Origin of the sequence: Nocardia colli (genome assembly GCF_008704205.1) — a bacterium.
GTDB classification, from domain to species: domain Bacteria; phylum Actinomycetota; class Actinomycetes; order Mycobacteriales; family Mycobacteriaceae; genus Nocardia; species Nocardia colli.
The window spans coordinates 514,625-531,314 of the sequence record NZ_VXLC01000014.1; the positions used below are offsets into that span (position 1 = coordinate 514,625).

The following is a 16,690-nucleotide window of genomic DNA, read 5'->3' on the forward strand; positions in this document are numbered from 1 at the left end:
TTCTGGGCCGAAGCGTGAGGTTGTCCGACCAAAAAGCACATCTTCCCACTGTTGGGGAACTACAGGTCCAGCCGCTATGGTGGCAAATTGCGAGCATTCTGCTCTGCAACTTGCCCAACCGAATAGTTAGGCCGACATCAATGAGCGTTCAACTGCCACTCTCTTCGCTTTTGAAAAACGTCATCGCGATAGAGAGCGCTTCGCAAAGATCAGCCGTATACAACGCCCTGTGAATAAATATGCACATGGCGCATGTAAGTTGTAACCCCGGCCCTGAGATGGCGTCGGCCCCCTGTCTGCGGCTGACGGTAATCCAGCGAGTGCAGCGGCCAGCTGTCTCGGGCAACCGAACCCGGCGATCATGATCGCGCCGCTGCCCGCTCCGGCTGCGGAGCCTTTGGATTTGCCCAGCATCCGGTGTGGCGTCGATGCCGTGCTGACCGATTTCCTGCAGCACAAAGTCCGCACCGAGACCGAGACTGCCCTGTCCGCCGGTGAAGCCTTCCAACAACGCGACGATCTCCTGGGGGCCTTTGGCACACCCGAACTGACCGGAATGCCGACCCTGGACGACCTGCGCGAGTGCAAACACACCACTGAGAAGATGAGATGACCTGCCGCCCGCAATCGGCTGGGCTGTACTGCCCCATCCCGGCAACGCCCCACTCGAGTTTCACCGATCTCGACCGCCAGGCATTTGCCTGGATTCGCGACTATGACCTGGTCAGCGGTAGTTGGTTGGATGAGATGGAACAGGCGGGTCCGCTGCGCCTGCTTGCCGCGGCCTGCCCCGACGGAATTCCCGAACGTATGCAGTTGGTAGCGGAGTTCTGGCTGTGGGCTTACGCATTGGATGACACTTTTTTCGACGGCGGGATCTTCACCGGCGACCCATCGGGTGCATGTCAGGCCCTGCGCCCTCTGTTGCGGGCGCTCGAGTTCCCGGGCGAATCGCTGGTCCAGGACGATGCGTGGACGGCGGCCCTGCGGTCACTACGGCGACAGCTGGAAACTATCGGCACTCCCATGCAGATCCACCGCTGGGCAGCAGCCGCCCGGGAGATGCTGTTCTCCTTGGTGTGCGAGACCGCCTACATCCATCGTGAAACGCTGCCCGGTCTGCGCGACTACCTCACCCTGCGAATGGAAACCTCCGGAGCCAAACACCATCTGCTCCTTATCGACTTCACCCACGGATACGAGCTGACCTACGAGCAATTGACTGCCCCACCGGTCAGGGCGGTCTCCGAAGCCTGCTGCGTTCTGCTCGGCATCGATAACGACCTGTTCTCCTACGCGCGAGAAAGCGCTACCGAAGGCACGCTACGGCTCAATGCCGTCGACGTTCTCACCCGCGATCGGGACCTCTCGATTCCGCAGGCGTTCGCGGAGGTCATCCGGATCAGGAACCAGATCATGTCCGGTTTCCTGCACCTGAGCGTCGACATCATCGCAGAAGCAGATGCCGGTATCGCCCACTACACCCACAACCTGGGGCAGTGGGTTCGAGCGAATCTCGACTGGAGCGCCCGCACACAGCGCTACGCGGCATTCACCGCGACCGGATCGTCCGCGCTCCCGCATCTTGAAATCTGCGACTCGCCGACCGTCACCACCGGCAGCCACCAGTGGTGGGAATGCCTCGACTGAAATCGCAAGGAGAACACCGTGACCCAGCGAACCGTACCTGCCACGAATACGGTGGCACCGGCGCCAGGACGACTGCCACTGGTCGGCCACGCGTTCGGACTCCGTAAAGGACTGCTCGGCTACCTCAAATCCTTGCCCTCCGACACCGACATGGTCAGACTGCAAATCGGCCCATGGCTTCAGCCCATCCTGGTCTGCAACCCCGATCTGATCCACCACATCCACGTCAACAGCCAAACCTTCGACCGCGGCGGCCCGTTGATCGACAAATTCGTCGACGTGGTCGGAAACGGTCTCGGCACGTGTCCCTGGGCCGAGCACCGACGCCAACGCCGCATCCTGCAACCGCTGTTCCGCAACGACCACCTCGCCGCCTACGCGCCGACAATGTCCCAGCAGGCCGGGGCCCTCATGGACCGCTGGCACGACGGTCAGGTCATCGATGTCCCCGCACACGCCAACGATTACACCAGCCGCCTGCTGGCAAAGACACTGTTCACCGCAGATCTCGCCACCCCCGCTGTCGATGCCATGGTCGAATCCGCCAGCCTCATCAGGCGCGGTATCTACACCCGTGCCTTCATCCCGGCACGAGTGATGGGCATCGTCCACAAGCTGCCCATTGCGGCAGGGCGTGACCTGGACCAGGCCCACCACCGCATCCGCGCCGTGATCGGTCGCACCATTCAGGAATATCGCCGCAGCAACACCGACCACGGGGACCTGCTGTCCATGCTGCTGGCCGCCCGCGACGAAGACGGCACACCGTTGGACGACCAAGAAATCCACTACCAGGTGATCAGCTTCATGATCGCCGGATTCGACACCACCGCCGCGGCGTTGTCCTGGGCGTTGGATCTGCTCGCACGCCATCCAGACATCCGCGACCGTCTCCACTCCGAGGTCGACACGGTCCTGGCCGGTGGCCTCGCTGGTTGGGACAACCTGCCCGAGCTCGACCTCACCCGCCGCATCGTCACCGAGACTCTGCGCGTATGCCCTCCTGCGTGGCTGCTCGACCGCCACGTCATCCGCGATACCGAACTCGGCGGTCACCTCCTACCTGCCGGCACCCCCGTGCTCTACAGCCCCTACTTCGTCCACCACAGCCACGCCTACTTCCCCGACCCTGAGCGCTTCGACCCCGACCGATGGCTGCCTGAACGCAAGCACGAAACACCACGCAACGCATTCATCCCATTCGGTGCCGGCCCGCGAAAATGTATCGCCGACACCTTCGCGACTACCGCCGTCACCATTGCCCTTGCCTCCATCGCGGCCAGATGGCGAGTGGATACCACCACCGCCGACCCTCCCCAAGCTGCGGCCAGCCTCGTATACAGCCCACGCACTCTGCACATGCGTCTGCACCACCGCACCCCATAGACGATGTCTCATGTGGTCGATATCGCGACTTCGGCCAGCGCCAACGCAATCGAGCACGATCAGCGGATATGGTCGAAGCGATGTCCCCACCGTCTGCGTGAACTCTAGCTGCGACGCGATGACGCAGGGAGTGGTTGCCTGCTGCGATGGTGAAGTCCCCATGTCGCGGAAATGTGGGCTGTACGGATACCGATACCGTCAGTTCTGGGAATGTCAGGGTCGCCGCCGTCGCGATCAGGTCGATATCGAGGGCAGGCCAGCTGAGTTGTTCCGACGTGTCATTCCAATAACTACTCAGATGGGGAAGTTGTCCGGCCCATGTGATGGCGAACTGGTCAACGGCCGTCGCCGAGTTGCGTGCCGCAGTCTGTGGGCGGCGGCCGCGATAACCGCCGTCCGATGAACTCGATGCGCCCAGCACCTCGCATCGAGTGACCTCCTGCTGCTCACCCCTGCTCAGGCCGTGCCGTCCGTTCCTTCGACATCTCGATGCCATTGCGATCGAACGCGCCGCCGTGCCGATCACCGGCGCTGGAAACGCTAGAGCGAGCATCACGGGCGGGTATCCGAGCAAATTTCAGGATGAGCTAACAGGGATGGAAACCAGATGTTCATATCATCCGGATGGTGGTAGCATCTGCCTCGGAGGGTGACGTGTCATATGCACGCCTCGTCGGTAGAAGTCGTCGGGCCGTTGACTTCCGACACTCTCAGTCACGTTTCGGAATGGAATGAATCATGTTGCATTTGAATCGGAGCAGTAATCGACGATCGGGAACGGGGGCGCGCCGCACGGCGGACCTACCCGACTCGGTGGGGTTTGCTCAACAATGGCCTACAGGCAAGCGGCTGGCAGAGCACGGAGGTGAGTCGTCGTGACCGATCCTGAATCTATTCCGGTCGCGCCGGGTCGCAGACTTGGGATCGGACACGCATCCGAATTCCTCAATGATCCGATCGGATTCATCTCCGCGCTGGCATCGCACGGCCCGCTGTGGAGAGTTCACTTGGGGCCGCAAACGGTCGTGGTTGTGTGCGAACAGTCGTTGATCGGAAAGGTGCTACTCGACGATCGCGCCTTCGACAAAGGCGGACCGTTCTATGAACGAACACGCGAAGTTGCGGGTAGCGGCTTGGGAAGTTGTCCGCACGAGCATCACCGGCGACTACGCCGACTGTGCGAACCAGCGTTCCAGATGGAACGAATTCGCGGCTATTCAAGAATTATGGCGAGTTCGATCGAGAACTCACTGGCAGGATGGCGTGACGGGAAGATCATCGACCTGACCGCGGAGATGACCGAGCTGGCGGTGAACATCGCGGTGCGAACGATGTTCTCTACCTCGCTGAACGGCCAGGCGATCCACGAGACATCCCGAGACTTGGACGTGATCACGCAAGGACTGTTTAGGCGAACGGTCCTTCCACCCGTGGTCAGTCGACTCCCGACATCTGGAACCCGTCGATTTCAGCAGGCTCGTAGACGGATCAGGCGGTTGGCCGTCGACATCATCGCCGAGCGCCGTGCCGAGGGAGGAGTGGATCATGGGGATTTGTTGTCCGCGTTCTTGGCCGCTCGCGATGTCGGGTCTACTCGGCCTGCGATGACCGAGGCGGAGTTGATAGATCAGGTGTTCACGTTCCTGTTGAGCGGCACCGAGACCACGGCAAGCGCCATCTGCTGGGCGTTGTATTCCGCAAGTATGGATCCGGCGTTGCTCAATGAGCTGCAAACCGAGGTCGATTCCGTGCTGGCGGGAGGGACGGCTCAGTTCGAGGACTTGGACCGAATGCCTGTAGTCGGCCGAGTTTTGACTGAAGCGCTCCGGATGTACCCGCCTGGATGGATGGTGACTCGAATCGCATCCAGAGATACCGAACTCGATGGCTATCGGATCCCTGCCGGAACAGTTGTCGCAATCAGCCCGCATGCGATCCATCGCTCTTTGAGAGTGTATGCGCACTCGAACAAGTTTTTACCGGACAGGTGGGCAGTTACTGGATTGCCTTCGGCATCTTACCTACCGTTTGGCGCGGGTGCTCGGCGTTGCATCGGCGACGTGTTCGCCCTCACGGAAGCCGGAATGGTGGCGGCGACGATCACGGCAAAATGGTGTCTTGCGCCGAGCGTCCGACTGCCGGGCACCGTCTCTTTCATGGACCTGCCTGCTCCGCGAAGTATGTTGATGGAGGTCTCAGCGAGAAGAGTCGAACGCCGTGTACTCCAAGCTCGCAACGCTTGGAGCGGACATATGTGCTGATGAACAATCATGGTGGGATAACCCTGCTGGCTCGTGGGGCCGGCCTTATCCGGTGATGTCAGGATCCGTGATCGTGGATTGCACTACTTCGTGAGGGATGGCAGCCGTCCCCGTTGCTCTTAGCCCGTTCATCAGGAGAGCGAGGAGCCTGTCGGCCTGCGCGGAGCCGTCCTGGGCGGCCCAGGCGATGCCGCCGACCATCCTCAATACGTCGGCCTCGTTCGCGGCGGCGGCGACCACGCCTGACTCCCTGGCCCGGGCCAGCAATGCGCCCCCGACCTCGATTAGCTCCGCATGCCAGGTCGATACCGCGACATTCTCCCCGCCGAGCGCCGAGTTCATTACTGCCGCAGATAGTCCCCGATAGGTCAGGGCGTGCATCAGCACGGCACGCAACCATGTGGACAATGCGTCGAATTCGTCCTCCGCCACCAACAGTTCGCGACCGCAGCGGACCAACTCGGATATCTGCTCTGTGAGTACCCTCTCGATGAGATCCAGCCTGGTGGGGAAATGTCGATACAGCGTCCCGCTTGCCACTCCTGCCCGCCGGGCGATCTCGTCCAGGGACGCGTCGACCCCGAACTCGGCGAAAGCAATGCGCGCCTGCTCGAGCAACTGCTGGTAGTTACGTCGGGCGTCGGCACGCATCGGACGCCTGACACGCGCATGCGGCTCACCGTCTGTCAGCGCAATCACCGCCCTTGCTAACCGGGGACACAGTCCGCTACTGTACTCGACTAAACGGACTATGCCTCACTTTACTGTGCGGCACCCGGAGCATGGAGGGCTACCTCGATGGTGCTTACGGAACAAGATCGAATCGACATCAACGACCTGATCAATCTGCACGGCCATCTCGTCGATGCGGGCGAGCTGGACCGAGCGGGTGAGCTGTTCACCTCGGATGTCACCTACGACTTGGAGGACTTCGGTCTCGGCTCCTTGCGCGGGACCGAAGCGTTGCGTGAGACCGCGCTCGCACTGGGCGATAAGAATCCGGTCGGCCATCACGTCACCAACATCGTGATCACCTTGGTCGACGATCGAACGGCGCGGGTCCGATCCAAAGGAATCAGTGTTCAGGCGAACGGAACGGTTGGCAGTGTGGTGTACGACGACATTGTTACGCGCCGGCCAGGCGGCTGGAAGATCAGCTACCGCAAAGTGACTGCCAGGCGCGCGGTACTCGGCAAGTAGCCAGCGGCTGCGGCCAGCACGGCGTGGGTACCTTGACCGGACGCGCGTTCGGCATCGATGCGCGCCGCATGGCCGTGTCGAGCCGGTCTCGTCCGTTCCTGACATCGTTGAGGCGTGGTCTGCGCCAAACTGGCGGCGCGCCCCGCGTCTCGGTGGGACCGGTCCCGGCGACTCCATATGAAACTCGACATGATCAAGCGGTTCGGTTTCGTCGGACTCGACAGGGCGATGAGGAAGTAATTGTTCGGATCGTCGACCAATCAGTTTTCAGGGATTTCCGCCTCGGGAGACCTGGCTACCGAAGGCCGCCGATTGCCTGCTGCGATTGGCTGGCTATCGTGCCGGGGGAGCGATGCGAAGCGAAGCTGGCCGGGCGCCGCGGCAGCCGCGTGGACGCCGAGGTGCGACGTGTCCGCGCCGAACGCGAAGTGGCCGCAAGCCTGACGATGGTTCACACTGCTCCGCTCGGCGGGCACAAACCGCAAGCAATGATCTTTTCGTTCTACTCGGCCGCCGCTTCGAGGTTCTCGACACGCTGGCGCTGCTGTCCTCTCGTAGAGGAGGGATGTTGATGATCGGCGGCTCGACGGGTGCGCTGAGACGGCTCTGCCGGCAGGTGGGACTGGATTGAAATCCGATGCGTCGCAGGGAAGATCGAATGCATTCGTCCGGCTCGTAGCTACCTCGGCCTACCGGATGCAGGCACGTTCCAGCATGCCTACCGGCGCACCTTCTGCGGCGCGACCGGAGATTGGGTCAGCACCTCGATGCCAGGGTCCGACACCCGACCAAGATCCAATCGAGGATGGACCGCGAATCCAGCAGCCAACGCCCTCCGGGTGAGCTGCGGCGTGTATACCCGGACCCGCGCCGACGCCGCCGGCAACGCCACCTCGCTATAGCCGCGGCTCGGCTCCCACAGAAAAGCCGCCCCGGACCACAGCAACAGGTCCGCCCCCTCATGCTGCACAAACGTCCCCGCGGGCAGACTGGCCACTTCGGCATACACAAGCTCGGTCCGCTCTCTGTGCAGGACCGCGTCGACCTCCTCGACGAACACCGTCCGATCGAATGCCGCCGCCTTGTATTCACCCAATCGCTGATACTGGCACTGACCGCACGGACGATGCCCGGCCGCCAGCGCCACCCCTTCATCGAAAAAGAACAATTCGGTGTACTTACGACCGGGATTGCGGAAAGTGAACTGCCGTCCGTTGAAAGCCAGCTTGCAGTAGATCCAGTGCACACTCGAATACTGCTTGCGGTCAGGGATATCCGAGATCGGGCCGCCGCGGTTTCCCATCCACTCCCCCCGATACGACATGGCGACTATCTCGCCGGTTGGGAGCACGCGATTACGGTGCGGCACGACCTATCCGCTCATCTGCGGCTTGCGATGTGACCGGATCACCAGGCGGGAGATTCGCCACAGCTCCATCGGTATAGCGGCCGGATCCGAGACGACGGCGCGCTGTGGCCCGGTCAGCCAAACCATGGTGAGTGGCGCACATGCGGTCACAGACCGCAGCATACCCATCACTATGCCGAGCGGCGCAGCCAGTCTCGTATACAGACCACGCACCCTCAGTCTGCACCTACACCACCGCGTCCCAAGCCCTTCGCCAGTTTCCGACAGCAGATCAATGCGGCCGCCGCTCACCACCAGGGTCGAGCGCCGCTTCCATCGGGTGATCCACGTCTTCCCACCCCTGGCCAGCTCAGTATTGACGTCTACTTTTCTTACGGTGCCCAGAACCCTTGTTTCCGTTGATACTTCGAGTGAGCGAATCGTCGAGGTCGATATCCTGCGTGGGTTTGCGCTGTTCGGGATCCTCGTTGTCAACGTCGACTTCGCAACCAGGCTGTGGTCATCCAGCGGGACGGTCGGCGACCTGCAACCGCGCTTCGACGGACCGTTCGACCATCTGGTGAACGCGGTGGTCGCCGCATTGTTCTCCGGTCGGTTCTATCTGCTGTTCGCGTTGTTGTTCGGGTATTCGTTCACCTTGCAGATCGCGGCGGCGCGGCGGGCGCGCGCCTCGGCCAACGCGCGCTTGCTACGACGCTGCCTGGCATTGCTGGCGATCGGGCTCGCGCATGTGTTCTTGCTGTGGATCGTTGACATCCTCACGCTGTACGCGGTCTTGTGCGCGACCTTGATCCCGCTGAGGAAATTGAAGCCGCGGGCCGCCGTGACTATCGGCGTGCTGCTTTATGTGCTGTGGTGTGGCCGGTCGTTCCTGCCCGGCGATGGAGTGTCCGTGCTGATCGGCCGGCTCGACCTGCAACGCATTCACGACGGGTATGCGGGGACCTTCGGCGACGCTTTCGCCACCCAGAGGTGGCTTGTACCTTTCGCTATCGCGGTGGTCTGGTTCACCCAGGGCGTGACCAGCTTCGGCATGTTCCTGATCGGCATGGCCGCAGGCGAACGGGAACTGTTCACCGACCGAGAAACGTTGCGGCGCTGGGCGCCTCGCGTACTGACTGGCGGTCTGGTGATCGGAGTGCCGATCTCGGCGATAACCTTCGCCGGATCGATGAACTGGTTCACTCCACCCGTCTTCTGGTTCGGGGTCCAAGAACTTGTCAATCCGTTGATGACCTTCGCCTACATGGCAGGCATCATCTGCCTCACCCAATCGCCGACCGCCGCACAGATCATCGGCAAACTCGCGCCGGCCGGGCGGATGGCGGCATCGAACTATATCGGTCAGTCGATCGTGCTCATGGTCGTCTACACCGGGTACGGATTCGCATTGGCCGACAAGCTTCCACCGGCGGTCGTCATTGCTATCGCCTTGTTCACCTACGCGACCCAGCTGGCCTTCAGCGCCTGGTGGTTACGTACCCACCGATACGGACCGGTGGAGTGGGTCCTGAGATCCGTTACCTACCTGTCGATTCCGGAATGGAAGCGTTCAGCCGGCCGCAATCGAACTCGATGATGAACTGGTGCGTCCGAGCGGCAGTTGCTGGGCAGTCTCGCAGACGAGGCCGGGGAACCGCGCCTACTGGAAGGCACTGCCACCCAGGTAGCAACGCTTGTAAGTGGTGATCAGATTTCGCCTGGCTCGCCGGTCCCGACGGAGTGGATGACGATGCGGCGGAGTTGGTCGAGGAAACCCTGGAGGTTCTCGGTGACCAGCCGGAAGTCGCTGTCGCGACTGGCTTCGACGGAGCGGTGGATCGTGCCGTCTGTCGCGATGGCGAAAAGGATCCCGCCCCCGTCTGAGGCGAATAAACGCGGCCGGGCCCGGCGCACCGAGCAGGATGGGGCCGTTTTCGCTCAGCTCGTGCAGGACTTGAGACGCGGGATGGATGAAGTAGGCATTGCCGATGTCTTCGAGCACGGCCTGGCCGACGTGCTGATAGAAATACAGAAGCGATGCGGCCAGACCCGGGCGTTCGGCGAGCTCGTACGCTGCGGCGAGGTCGTCGGTATCGGGGATATCGATCGAGTTTCGTCCAGGCGGATAGCCGAAGCGGTGTTCGAAGCCGGTTACCAGTGATTTCGCTGCGGTGTTGATGTCGCGTCGCCAGGAAGCAAGCCAACCGGAGTCTTGGTGCAACGCTGTCGGCATGCTCCGATTTTCCATCGAGTGCTTGTCGTGGCAGCGGCAGCGTTCCCAGCTTTGGTAACCGGGCCCAATGAATCCGTTCCACCAGATCGGCTGGGATACCGTTCCCGGCCTCGTCGACGGCAACGTGGCAAGGATCGCACCGTGCCTTGCGAACGAGTGCTCGGGCAACCGTCCACGTCTCGATGGGACCGGTCCCACCGACACCATATGAAACTCGACATGATCAAGCGGTTCGGTTTCGTCGGCGCCAGGGCGATGAGGTAGTAATTGTTCGGATCATCGACCAAACAGTTCTCAGGTATTTCCACTTGGGGAGACCTGACTACCGAACGCCGCCGATTGCCTATCACGATTGGCCGACCGTCGTGCCGGGGGAGCGATGCGAACCGAGGCCAGCTCTGTCCCCTCGCCGAGGAGGGACGTTCATGACCGGCGACTCGACGGGTGCGATGAGACGACTCCGGCGACGGATAGGATTGGATCGAAATCCGATGCGTCGCAGAGAAGATCGAGTGCAATCGATCACGGCCTGCGTACTGATACTGCTGTTCACGATCATCGTACCGGTGCTTGCGATTGTATTCGGCGGGCACGTGTATCGCACGGAAACGGATGCGGCGCAGGCTGAATCGGCACACATGCGTATGGTCAAAGTAACTGCAGTGGAGACTGCCACGACTCCGCTGAATGCGTTCACCACTCAGACGAAGGTGTCTTGGCGCGAGAACGACGGTACTGATCGGACCGCCGAATATTTTTCGAAAGACTACGTGAAACCCGGCACCAGTTGGAATATTTGGCTCGATGAAACGGGCCATATCGTCGCGCCTCCAGAGTATTCCTCCGCCGCAGGTAAAGCCGTGCTGTGGACCGTGGGTGCGATTGCGGGTGTGCTCGTCGTTTTCCTGAGCGGATTCCTGGTCCTGCGCGGTCGGCTGGATCGGCGGCGGTTGCAGCGCTGGGAAGCGGAATGGGTCGGCGTAGATCGGCTGTGGGGCAACCGCAGTTGACGGTGGTCATGGTCGTCGGCGATGTCTACATCACATGCCACGGCACTCCGATAACCGAATCTGGTCGATCCGTCCCCCGACGCGGGCCTGCGGTGCCCCGACCGCGGTGAACAGATCCGTCGGATCTGAGGCGAATCCCGACATCGCGGCTTGCAACACCGGCCGCTCAATTGCCCTACACAGACGACGCAACCATCTACGGCATCTATCAACTGCCAGTTATTTGGTGACCGGACTGGTATCGACCCCGAGGTCGCGTTGTTATGGCTGGGACCGGTCCCATCGAGCCCCGCGTAATGTCGCTTGACCATGCGATTCAGTGAGATATTGATTCCCCGTAGTGAATGGCTGCAGATGCGTATAGAATTTTTCCGACAGTTGCAAAGAGCTGTAGCTGTAGCGCTCGGCACAGTCGCGATCGTGACCGCAGTCCTTCCCGGCGCATCGGCTTCGGTAGCTGTTTGCAGTTACCGAACATGCACCAACACGCCGGACAATGGTGTCTACATCGGCCGGCTGTTTGCGACGGTAACAACCGGATGGACGCCGTACGACAACTCGGGATTTTATCATGTGCACCTAACCGGCCCAGGCCTGGATAAAAACTCAGACAATGAGTATGTTGCAGATGGAGATGTCTACGAGCACACTTTCGAACTCAATCGAGCCTTCAACCCCGATGATGTGATCTGTGTACAAGGCTGGATGAATGACCGAGAGAATCAGGGTCGTCCCTGTTTTACTATCGAGAGATAGTGCATAAAGCTGGATCGACCTGCCGGAGATCAACTCTGGAACTCTGCATTCAGAATGCGCGACAGGCGTCGCTCTCGGCGGTCGAAGATGGTGATGCTGCGGCCACGATGGTATCCAGCACCGAACGCGCGGCCAGCAGGTCGGCTACCGCCTCGTCGATTCGTTCCTGCTCGCGGTGCAGGTCAGGAAGCATCTCGGGGCATGCGGGCGCCAGGCCCTCGCCGTTGTCGACCATGCAGGGCAACAGTGCGGCGATCGTGTGAGTGTTGAGGCCGGCGGCCAGCAGTGTACGGATGTTCTGCACCGTACGAACATCGCTCTCGCGGTATTCGCGGTATCCGCTGGGACGCCGCACGGGCTGTAATAGGCTTTGCTCTTCGTAATAGCGCAGCAGACGTACGCTGACGCCGGTTCGGTGAGACAGGGCTCCGATGCGCATATGCCGATCACCACACAGATTCGAGTTGACTCTCACATTGATGTGAGACTTTAACCTACGTTGATGAATACACAGTACTCAGTCGACGAACAGGGCGAGCATGTCAGCCTCGTGGGGCTCGGGCCCATGGGCACAGCGCTGGCCGAAGCATTGTTGAAGAACGGCCATTCCCTCACCGTGTGGAATCGCACTCCAGAAAAGGCCGACGAGCTGGTCGCGGCCGGCGCGCGACGCGCGCAGACCGCGGCCGAGGCGGTCGCCGCGAGCCCGATGACGATCGTGTGCCTCAAAGACTACGAAACCATGTACCGGGTCTTCGATCGCGCCGAACAGGCGCTCGACAGTCGCGCTTTGGTCAATCTGAACTCCGGTACGCCGGCTGAAGCGCACGCAGCCCTCGCGTGGTCGGCCGAGCGCGGCATCGACTATCTCGACGGCGCCATCATGGTGCCGCCGCCACTGGTGGGCGAACCCCAAGCGGTATTTCTGTACAGCGGGGAACGGCGTGTGTTCGATCACCACCGTGCGAGGTTGTCCGACTTGGGCGATCCGCGTTATCTCGGTGCCGATATCGGACTGGCTGTGCTCTACAACACTGCGTTGCTCGACATGATGTACGCGACCTTGAACGGCTGGTTACACGCGACAGCCCTGCTGGATTCCGCGAATGTGCCGGCGCAGAAGTTCGCCGAACTGGCGCTCGGCTGGTTCATGCCGACCGTTGTCGGCTACGCATCCCTGGCGGAGCAAGCGCCCGATCTGGACGCCGCCAACTACCCCGGCGCCATGGGCACGCTGGAGATGAACCTGAATGCACTCGAACACATCACCCGTACCAGTGATGAGCAGGGAGTCTGGTCCGATCAGCCGCGGCTGATGAAGGAGATTGCCGAACGCGCCGTAACCGCGGGCTATGGCTTGCACGGCTACCGCGCCATCTACGAGCTGTTCAAGAAGGAGCGGTCACGTTCATGACCCTTCTGCAACGGCGCACCTCGGCCATAGACCCGGCGAATCGCTCAGGCCTGACCTCATCGTGGGCGGACTGTACTCGTTGCGAGGATGTCGCGGAGGCGGGCGATGTTCCAGCGGGGGAAGGGCTTGGTGAGCACGTTGTGTGTGCCGATGCGGGGGAGCCAGCGGTTGATCCGTTCGACGATGATCGATGCTGCGAGCTGAGTGAGTCGGCGTTCGTAGTCGCTGGGTAGCGGTGTCACATCGGCGTATCCTCGCTCGAGATACTGGTACGCACGTGCCCTTTCGGGATCATCGAGATGCAGCGCGAACTCGGCCAAATCGTAGAGTCCGTCGGCGCCACGGATCTCGCCGAAATCGATGAGTCCGGTGTATCGCCCGTCGCACTGAAAGACGTGCGGCAGATCGATGTCGCCGTGGACGAGCCGCCCCGTGCCACCCCGCGGTCCGGAGGTCACCTCGTCGGCGAGCAGTGCCTCGACGAGGTCGAGTTCGGCCGGCGTCAGTCCGACCTGTGTCAACCGCTCGACCGCGCCCTCCGGATGGACGAATTCCGCGTACGTGGCGTCCGTGCCCTGGATCGGCGTGTCGAGGTCTGCGTCGTCGCGCGCTATCCAGCCGAACCCTCGGACCTCGATACTGTTGACCAGCGCGAGGTCGCGGCCGGCAGCGGTGTACACGTTCGCGACGGTGGCCTCGGTTGCCAGCGCGTCGACCGGCCCACCCGGGATCTCGGTAATGAGCATCCAGGCTCGGCCGGCGCGCTCGTCGTGTGGCTCGAAATGCAGGACCTCGGGAACGCGGACGCCCTTCGCACGCAGCAGCGTATGCACCGCGACCTCGGCGGCGAGTCCGTGGGCGGGGTGCTCGGCAAATCGGAGGTACAGCACCGTGCCGGCATGGGTGAGACGGTAGACCGGGGTGGATGAACCACTGGTCATCGGTCGGATCTGAGCAGTCGACGCGCGCCCGAGCACGTCTGCGACGATCTCGTCGACCACGGCTGAGGCAATCTCTTCGTTGGACATCGTCACCTCATCGGCAGGTTCGCGTAGGAGTTACGGGTATCGAGCGGCACCCAGATGTGCTGGTAGGCGATCGTTGCGGCTGGGCGTCTGCCGAAAGTCGCTGGCGCGAGGGTGATCACGTACGTGTGCTGGCTTGGATCAGTGCATGTCGACCGTTGGTTCGCCATGGTTCGCCGTTGGCGTCGAGGCGTTCGACCTGTTCGGCCGTGATACCGACGATCACGTCGGATTTGAGGGTGCGCAACGCCACAGAGGAGGTGGGGAAGTAGGCGGTGAGGTCGTCGAATGAGGTGGTGGCCGGCCAATGCCGGTCGCCGACGAGGCGCCGGTAGTTCAGGTCGCCTTTGAGGATGGTCACCGCGGCTACCGCCAGCTCGGCTGCGAGGTCGTCGGGCATGTCGTGGAATGACAGTGGGGCGCAGAAGTATTCGTGGGTGCGCACGGTGAGACGATCGGTGGTGATCGACTGCCACAGCCGCTGCCCGATCCGTTGTGCGTGCAGGGCAGGTGCCCCTAGTAGCCGGTGGATTGTTGCCAGTACGTCGGTCATCGTCGCGTCGGAGACATAGTACGGGTGGGGTTTGGTGTAGAGCACGACGCGTTGAGCGAGGTGGGTGGTGAGCAGATGGTCGATGAAGACGAGATCGGGCAACAGTTCGCGGCCGGCGTTGTCGGCGATCACGCACACGGTTGGGTCTGCTGCCTCCTCCAGGGCTTTCCACAAGGCGCTGCTGTGGTCGACAAGTAGTGTGTCCGAACGTTTTTGGATTCTGGCGGTGAGCTGGAAGCTCAGGTCGGCTCGGTTGCCCCACAACGCCGACGTCAGCAAAGCGGTGCGGGTGCTGTCTTCATCTAGGCGAGTCAGTTCGGACAGCGCGGCGATTTCGTCGGTGACTGCCGCACCGGTCAGTTCGACGGATTTGGTGGGCGCGAACGGGTCGATGTGCCGCCAGGCGCCGTCATCGAAGTAGCCGACGGATTGGAGAAGTCGGCGATAGAAGTAGGACTCCGCCCACAGAAACGGCGCCTCACCCCACGGGAGCCCCCACAGCCCGTCGCCCCATTCGAGCCACTGCGGTCCGTCGGCGGGGTGCCCGGCGAGAGGTTCGATCACTCCTCGAGTGCTTTCGTACAGCAGATCGCGCAGGGCGGACTCCACATCCGCAGGGTAGGGATGTGCTCTGGTCACCTGGTCGATCAATGTGGGGTGGCGTTCGTGGAACACGCTGTGCGCGAAGGAGCCGGGCGCTCCGGCGAGGATCGGCGGCGCGAGGTTCATGGCTACGATCCTGTCGCATCGGCTCACATCGGCGTCGACCAGGATTGGGTTGGCTGTCGAGGATCGCCTTACCACCCTCGGCAAGTTGCCTGGCTGTGCTTCTTCGGTTGCCACCCGCGGCATCACTCGCCGGCGTTCCTGCCCATGTCTACGCCCAGCGGCATCGTGCACCTGATGCTCGAGGTGGGGGACGCCGACGACGTCGGGCTGTGCCTGGATCGCGCGCAGTAATTGGATTGCCCGCGAATCCACGGCCGTGCGCCTGTGGGGCCACGACTTTACGGTCGGGCAGTGCCGGCAGTGACGATGAGTCGGCCGCGGCGCGGATGTTCGAAGGCTGCCCCGGGTTGTGGCCGGCGGGCCATTGACTGCGTCAGTTCGATCAACCCGATGCAGGGTGGCCGCGTCCAGGTCGGTGTCGTCTTCGGAATGGAATTGACGTTCGTGCTCATTCCCAGTGCTGGGCAAGCCCTGTTTTCCGGCGAGTGGGTACTTGATAGGTTCCTGGCTCGTATGTCGGAAAATGTGGGTGGTGCAACGTGGAAGTAATCAGCGCACTCGTAGAAAATGATCTAGCTTGCCAGCTGAACCTTTTGTTCGAACAATGGCAGCGAGGGCACGGGCGATTGCTGACCAACCGTGAAGTAGCCGATCTGGCCACGGCCGAAGGGTATCCGATGTCGGCTTCGTATGTGTCCCAGCTGCGAACCGGAGCTCGCGGCAATCCGTCGCGGACGATTCTGTCGGGGCTCGCTCATGTATTTCACGCTTGCTCGGACCCATTGCGGGCGCCGAGCGGTGCGACAACCGCGGTGGGTGACGACCAGCTGATCGGCAAGGTGGCCGATCTCCGGTTGCGTCGACTGCTCTACTCGGCCGATGGCCTTTCAATGGCGGCCTATGACATCTTGATCGCGTTTACCGACAAGCTACGACGTGCGGAGTGCCTGCTGGTAGATACACCGGAGACGTTGGCCGCTCTACTTCAAATACTCGCACGGACGAAGTCCGGTGCCGGCCGTCCACCGTTGCGGGCCCGGCGGAGAGCAGCTCCGTAGGGCGGGGGCGGGTATCCGGAGTTCCAGCCCGAAGACCTACCGGGACAATAGGTTCACTGAATCG

17 protein-coding genes and 1 pseudogene are annotated in these 16,690 nt (G+C 62.0%); 12 read left to right on the forward strand and 6 right to left on the reverse strand.

The window, feature by feature from the left end; translation table 11 throughout:
• The first annotated feature begins 361 nt into the window (after window positions 1-361).
• The 4 genes from F3087_RS47490 (at window position 362) to F3087_RS26805 (ending at window position 5,297) form a co-directional block, all read left to right on the forward strand.
• Window positions 362-613 (forward strand): polyprenyl synthetase family protein, encoded by a 252-nt coding sequence (locus tag F3087_RS47490; protein WP_150404771.1) that lies wholly within the window; start codon window positions 362-364, stop codon window positions 611-613.
• Complete coding sequence (locus F3087_RS26795; protein WP_150404772.1) at window positions 610-1,650, forward strand: terpene synthase family protein; 1,041 nt, start codon at window positions 610-612, stop codon at window positions 1,648-1,650. The genes F3087_RS47490 and F3087_RS26795 overlap by 4 nt, the downstream gene beginning before the upstream one ends.
• 51 nt (window positions 1,651-1,701) lie before the next feature.
• Window positions 1,702-3,036 (forward strand): cytochrome P450, encoded by a 1,335-nt coding sequence (locus tag F3087_RS26800; RefSeq protein ID WP_223885367.1) that lies wholly within the window; start codon window positions 1,702-1,704, stop codon window positions 3,034-3,036.
• 875 nt (window positions 3,037-3,911) lie between these two features.
• Window positions 3,912-5,297, forward strand: coding sequence for a cytochrome P450 (locus F3087_RS26805; RefSeq protein ID WP_150404774.1), 1,386 nt, complete (start codon window positions 3,912-3,914; stop codon window positions 5,295-5,297).
• A gap of 45 nt (window positions 5,298-5,342) precedes the next feature.
• On the opposite strand, the gene F3087_RS26810 is transcribed toward F3087_RS26805, so the two are convergent.
• The gene (locus tag F3087_RS26810) at window positions 5,343-5,948 is read right to left on the reverse strand and encodes a TetR/AcrR family transcriptional regulator (RefSeq protein WP_150404775.1); all 606 of its coding nucleotides are present in this window, start codon (window positions 5,946-5,948) and stop codon (window positions 5,343-5,345) included.
• 147 nt (window positions 5,949-6,095) lie between these two features.
• On the opposite strand from F3087_RS26810, the gene F3087_RS26815 reads away from it, so the two are divergent.
• Window positions 6,096-6,497, forward strand: a complete 402-nt coding sequence (locus F3087_RS26815; RefSeq protein ID WP_150404776.1) for a nuclear transport factor 2 family protein — start codon at window positions 6,096-6,098, stop codon at window positions 6,495-6,497.
• 718 nt (window positions 6,498-7,215) lie between these two features.
• Here the strand turns inward: F3087_RS26815 and F3087_RS26820 are convergent.
• On the reverse strand, window positions 7,216-7,800 hold the full coding sequence (locus F3087_RS26820; protein WP_150404777.1) for a hypothetical protein: 585 nt from the start codon (window positions 7,798-7,800) through the stop codon (window positions 7,216-7,218).
• 69 nt (window positions 7,801-7,869) lie between these two features.
• Window positions 7,870-8,016: a hypothetical protein gene (locus tag F3087_RS46085; RefSeq protein WP_191094149.1), complete on the reverse strand. Its 147-nt coding sequence runs from the start codon at window positions 8,014-8,016 to the stop codon at window positions 7,870-7,872.
• 226 nt (window positions 8,017-8,242) lie between these two features.
• On the opposite strand from F3087_RS46085, the gene F3087_RS26825 reads away from it, so the two are divergent.
• The 4 genes from F3087_RS26825 (at window position 8,243) to F3087_RS26840 (ending at window position 11,847) form a co-directional block, all read left to right on the forward strand.
• Window positions 8,243-9,445 carry a DUF418 domain-containing protein gene (locus F3087_RS26825; RefSeq protein WP_223885357.1) on the forward strand — a complete coding sequence of 401 codons (1,203 nt, stop codon included), beginning with the start codon at window positions 8,243-8,245 and terminating at the stop codon, window positions 9,443-9,445.
• Between the two features lie 192 nt (window positions 9,446-9,637).
• A complete protein-coding gene (locus F3087_RS26830; RefSeq protein ID WP_150404778.1) occupies window positions 9,638-10,009 on the forward strand; it encodes a hypothetical protein in 372 nt (123 codons plus the stop codon).
• A 563-nt stretch (window positions 10,010-10,572) separates the two neighbouring features.
• Complete coding sequence (locus F3087_RS26835) at window positions 10,573-11,091, forward strand: Rv1733c family protein (RefSeq protein ID WP_449583795.1); 519 nt, start codon at window positions 10,573-10,575, stop codon at window positions 11,089-11,091.
• A 309-nt stretch (window positions 11,092-11,400) separates the two neighbouring features.
• On the forward strand, window positions 11,401-11,847 hold the full coding sequence (locus tag F3087_RS26840) for a hypothetical protein (RefSeq protein WP_150404780.1): 447 nt from the start codon (window positions 11,401-11,403) through the stop codon (window positions 11,845-11,847).
• Window positions 11,848-11,896: 49 nt separating this feature from the next.
• On the opposite strand, the gene F3087_RS26845 is transcribed toward F3087_RS26840, so the two are convergent.
• Window positions 11,897-12,286, reverse strand: a complete 390-nt coding sequence (locus F3087_RS26845; protein ID WP_150404781.1) for a MerR family transcriptional regulator — start codon at window positions 12,284-12,286, stop codon at window positions 11,897-11,899.
• A gap of 63 nt (window positions 12,287-12,349) precedes the next feature.
• Between F3087_RS26845 and F3087_RS26850 the strand changes: the two genes are divergently transcribed.
• Window positions 12,350-13,261, forward strand: a complete 912-nt coding sequence (locus F3087_RS26850) for an NAD(P)-dependent oxidoreductase (RefSeq protein ID WP_150404782.1) — start codon at window positions 12,350-12,352, stop codon at window positions 13,259-13,261.
• 56 nt (window positions 13,262-13,317) lie between these two features.
• On the opposite strand, the gene F3087_RS26855 is transcribed toward F3087_RS26850, so the two are convergent.
• Both F3087_RS26855 and F3087_RS26860 read right to left on the reverse strand, forming a co-directional pair.
• Window positions 13,318-14,289 carry a phosphotransferase family protein gene (locus tag F3087_RS26855; protein WP_150404783.1) on the reverse strand — a complete coding sequence of 324 codons (972 nt, stop codon included), beginning with the start codon at window positions 14,287-14,289 and terminating at the stop codon, window positions 13,318-13,320.
• Window positions 14,290-14,404: 115 nt separating this feature from the next.
• Entirely contained in the window at window positions 14,405-15,568 is a 1,164-nt protein-coding gene (locus tag F3087_RS26860; RefSeq protein ID WP_150404784.1) for a damage-control phosphatase ARMT1 family protein, read from the reverse strand.
• An 87-nt stretch (window positions 15,569-15,655) separates the two neighbouring features.
• Here F3087_RS26860 and F3087_RS26865 point away from each other — a divergent pair.
• Window positions 15,656-15,872, forward strand: a pseudogene (locus F3087_RS26865) (2,3-dihydroxybiphenyl 1,2-dioxygenase); the annotation flags it as partial.
• Window positions 15,873-16,107: 235 nt separating this feature from the next.
• Window positions 16,108-16,626: a hypothetical protein gene (locus tag F3087_RS26870; protein WP_150404785.1), complete on the forward strand. Its 519-nt coding sequence runs from the start codon at window positions 16,108-16,110 to the stop codon at window positions 16,624-16,626.
• The last annotated feature ends 64 nt before the right edge of the window (window positions 16,627-16,690 follow it).

Bases quoted from the DNA above. Each gene is read 5' to 3' on its own strand.
- F3087_RS26855 (WP_150404783.1), bottom strand. From the start codon at position 14,289: ATGTCCAACGAAGAGATTGCCTCAGCCGTGGTCGACGAGATCGTCGCA.
- F3087_RS26815 (WP_150404776.1), top strand. From the start codon at position 6,096: ATGGTGCTTACGGAACAAGATCGAATCGACATCAACGACCTGATCAAT.
- F3087_RS26795 (WP_150404772.1), top strand. From the start codon at position 610: ATGACCTGCCGCCCGCAATCGGCTGGGCTGTACTGCCCCATCCCGGCA.
- F3087_RS26820 (WP_150404777.1), bottom strand. From the start codon at position 7,800: ATGGGAAACCGCGGCGGCCCGATCTCGGATATCCCTGACCGCAAGCAG.
- F3087_RS26835 (WP_449583795.1), top strand. From the start codon at position 10,573: ATGCGTCGCAGAGAAGATCGAGTGCAATCGATCACGGCCTGCGTACTG.
- F3087_RS47490 (WP_150404771.1), top strand. From the start codon at position 362: ATGATCGCGCCGCTGCCCGCTCCGGCTGCGGAGCCTTTGGATTTGCCC.
- F3087_RS26850 (WP_150404782.1), top strand. From the start codon at position 12,350: ATGAATACACAGTACTCAGTCGACGAACAGGGCGAGCATGTCAGCCTC.
- F3087_RS26860 (WP_150404784.1), bottom strand. From the start codon at position 15,568: ATGAACCTCGCGCCGCCGATCCTCGCCGGAGCGCCCGGCTCCTTCGCG.
- F3087_RS26840 (WP_150404780.1), top strand. From the start codon at position 11,401: ATGCGATTCAGTGAGATATTGATTCCCCGTAGTGAATGGCTGCAGATG.
- F3087_RS26810 (WP_150404775.1), bottom strand. From the start codon at position 5,948: ATGCGTGCCGACGCCCGACGTAACTACCAGCAGTTGCTCGAGCAGGCG.
- F3087_RS26845 (WP_150404781.1), bottom strand. From the start codon at position 12,286: ATGCGCATCGGAGCCCTGTCTCACCGAACCGGCGTCAGCGTACGTCTG.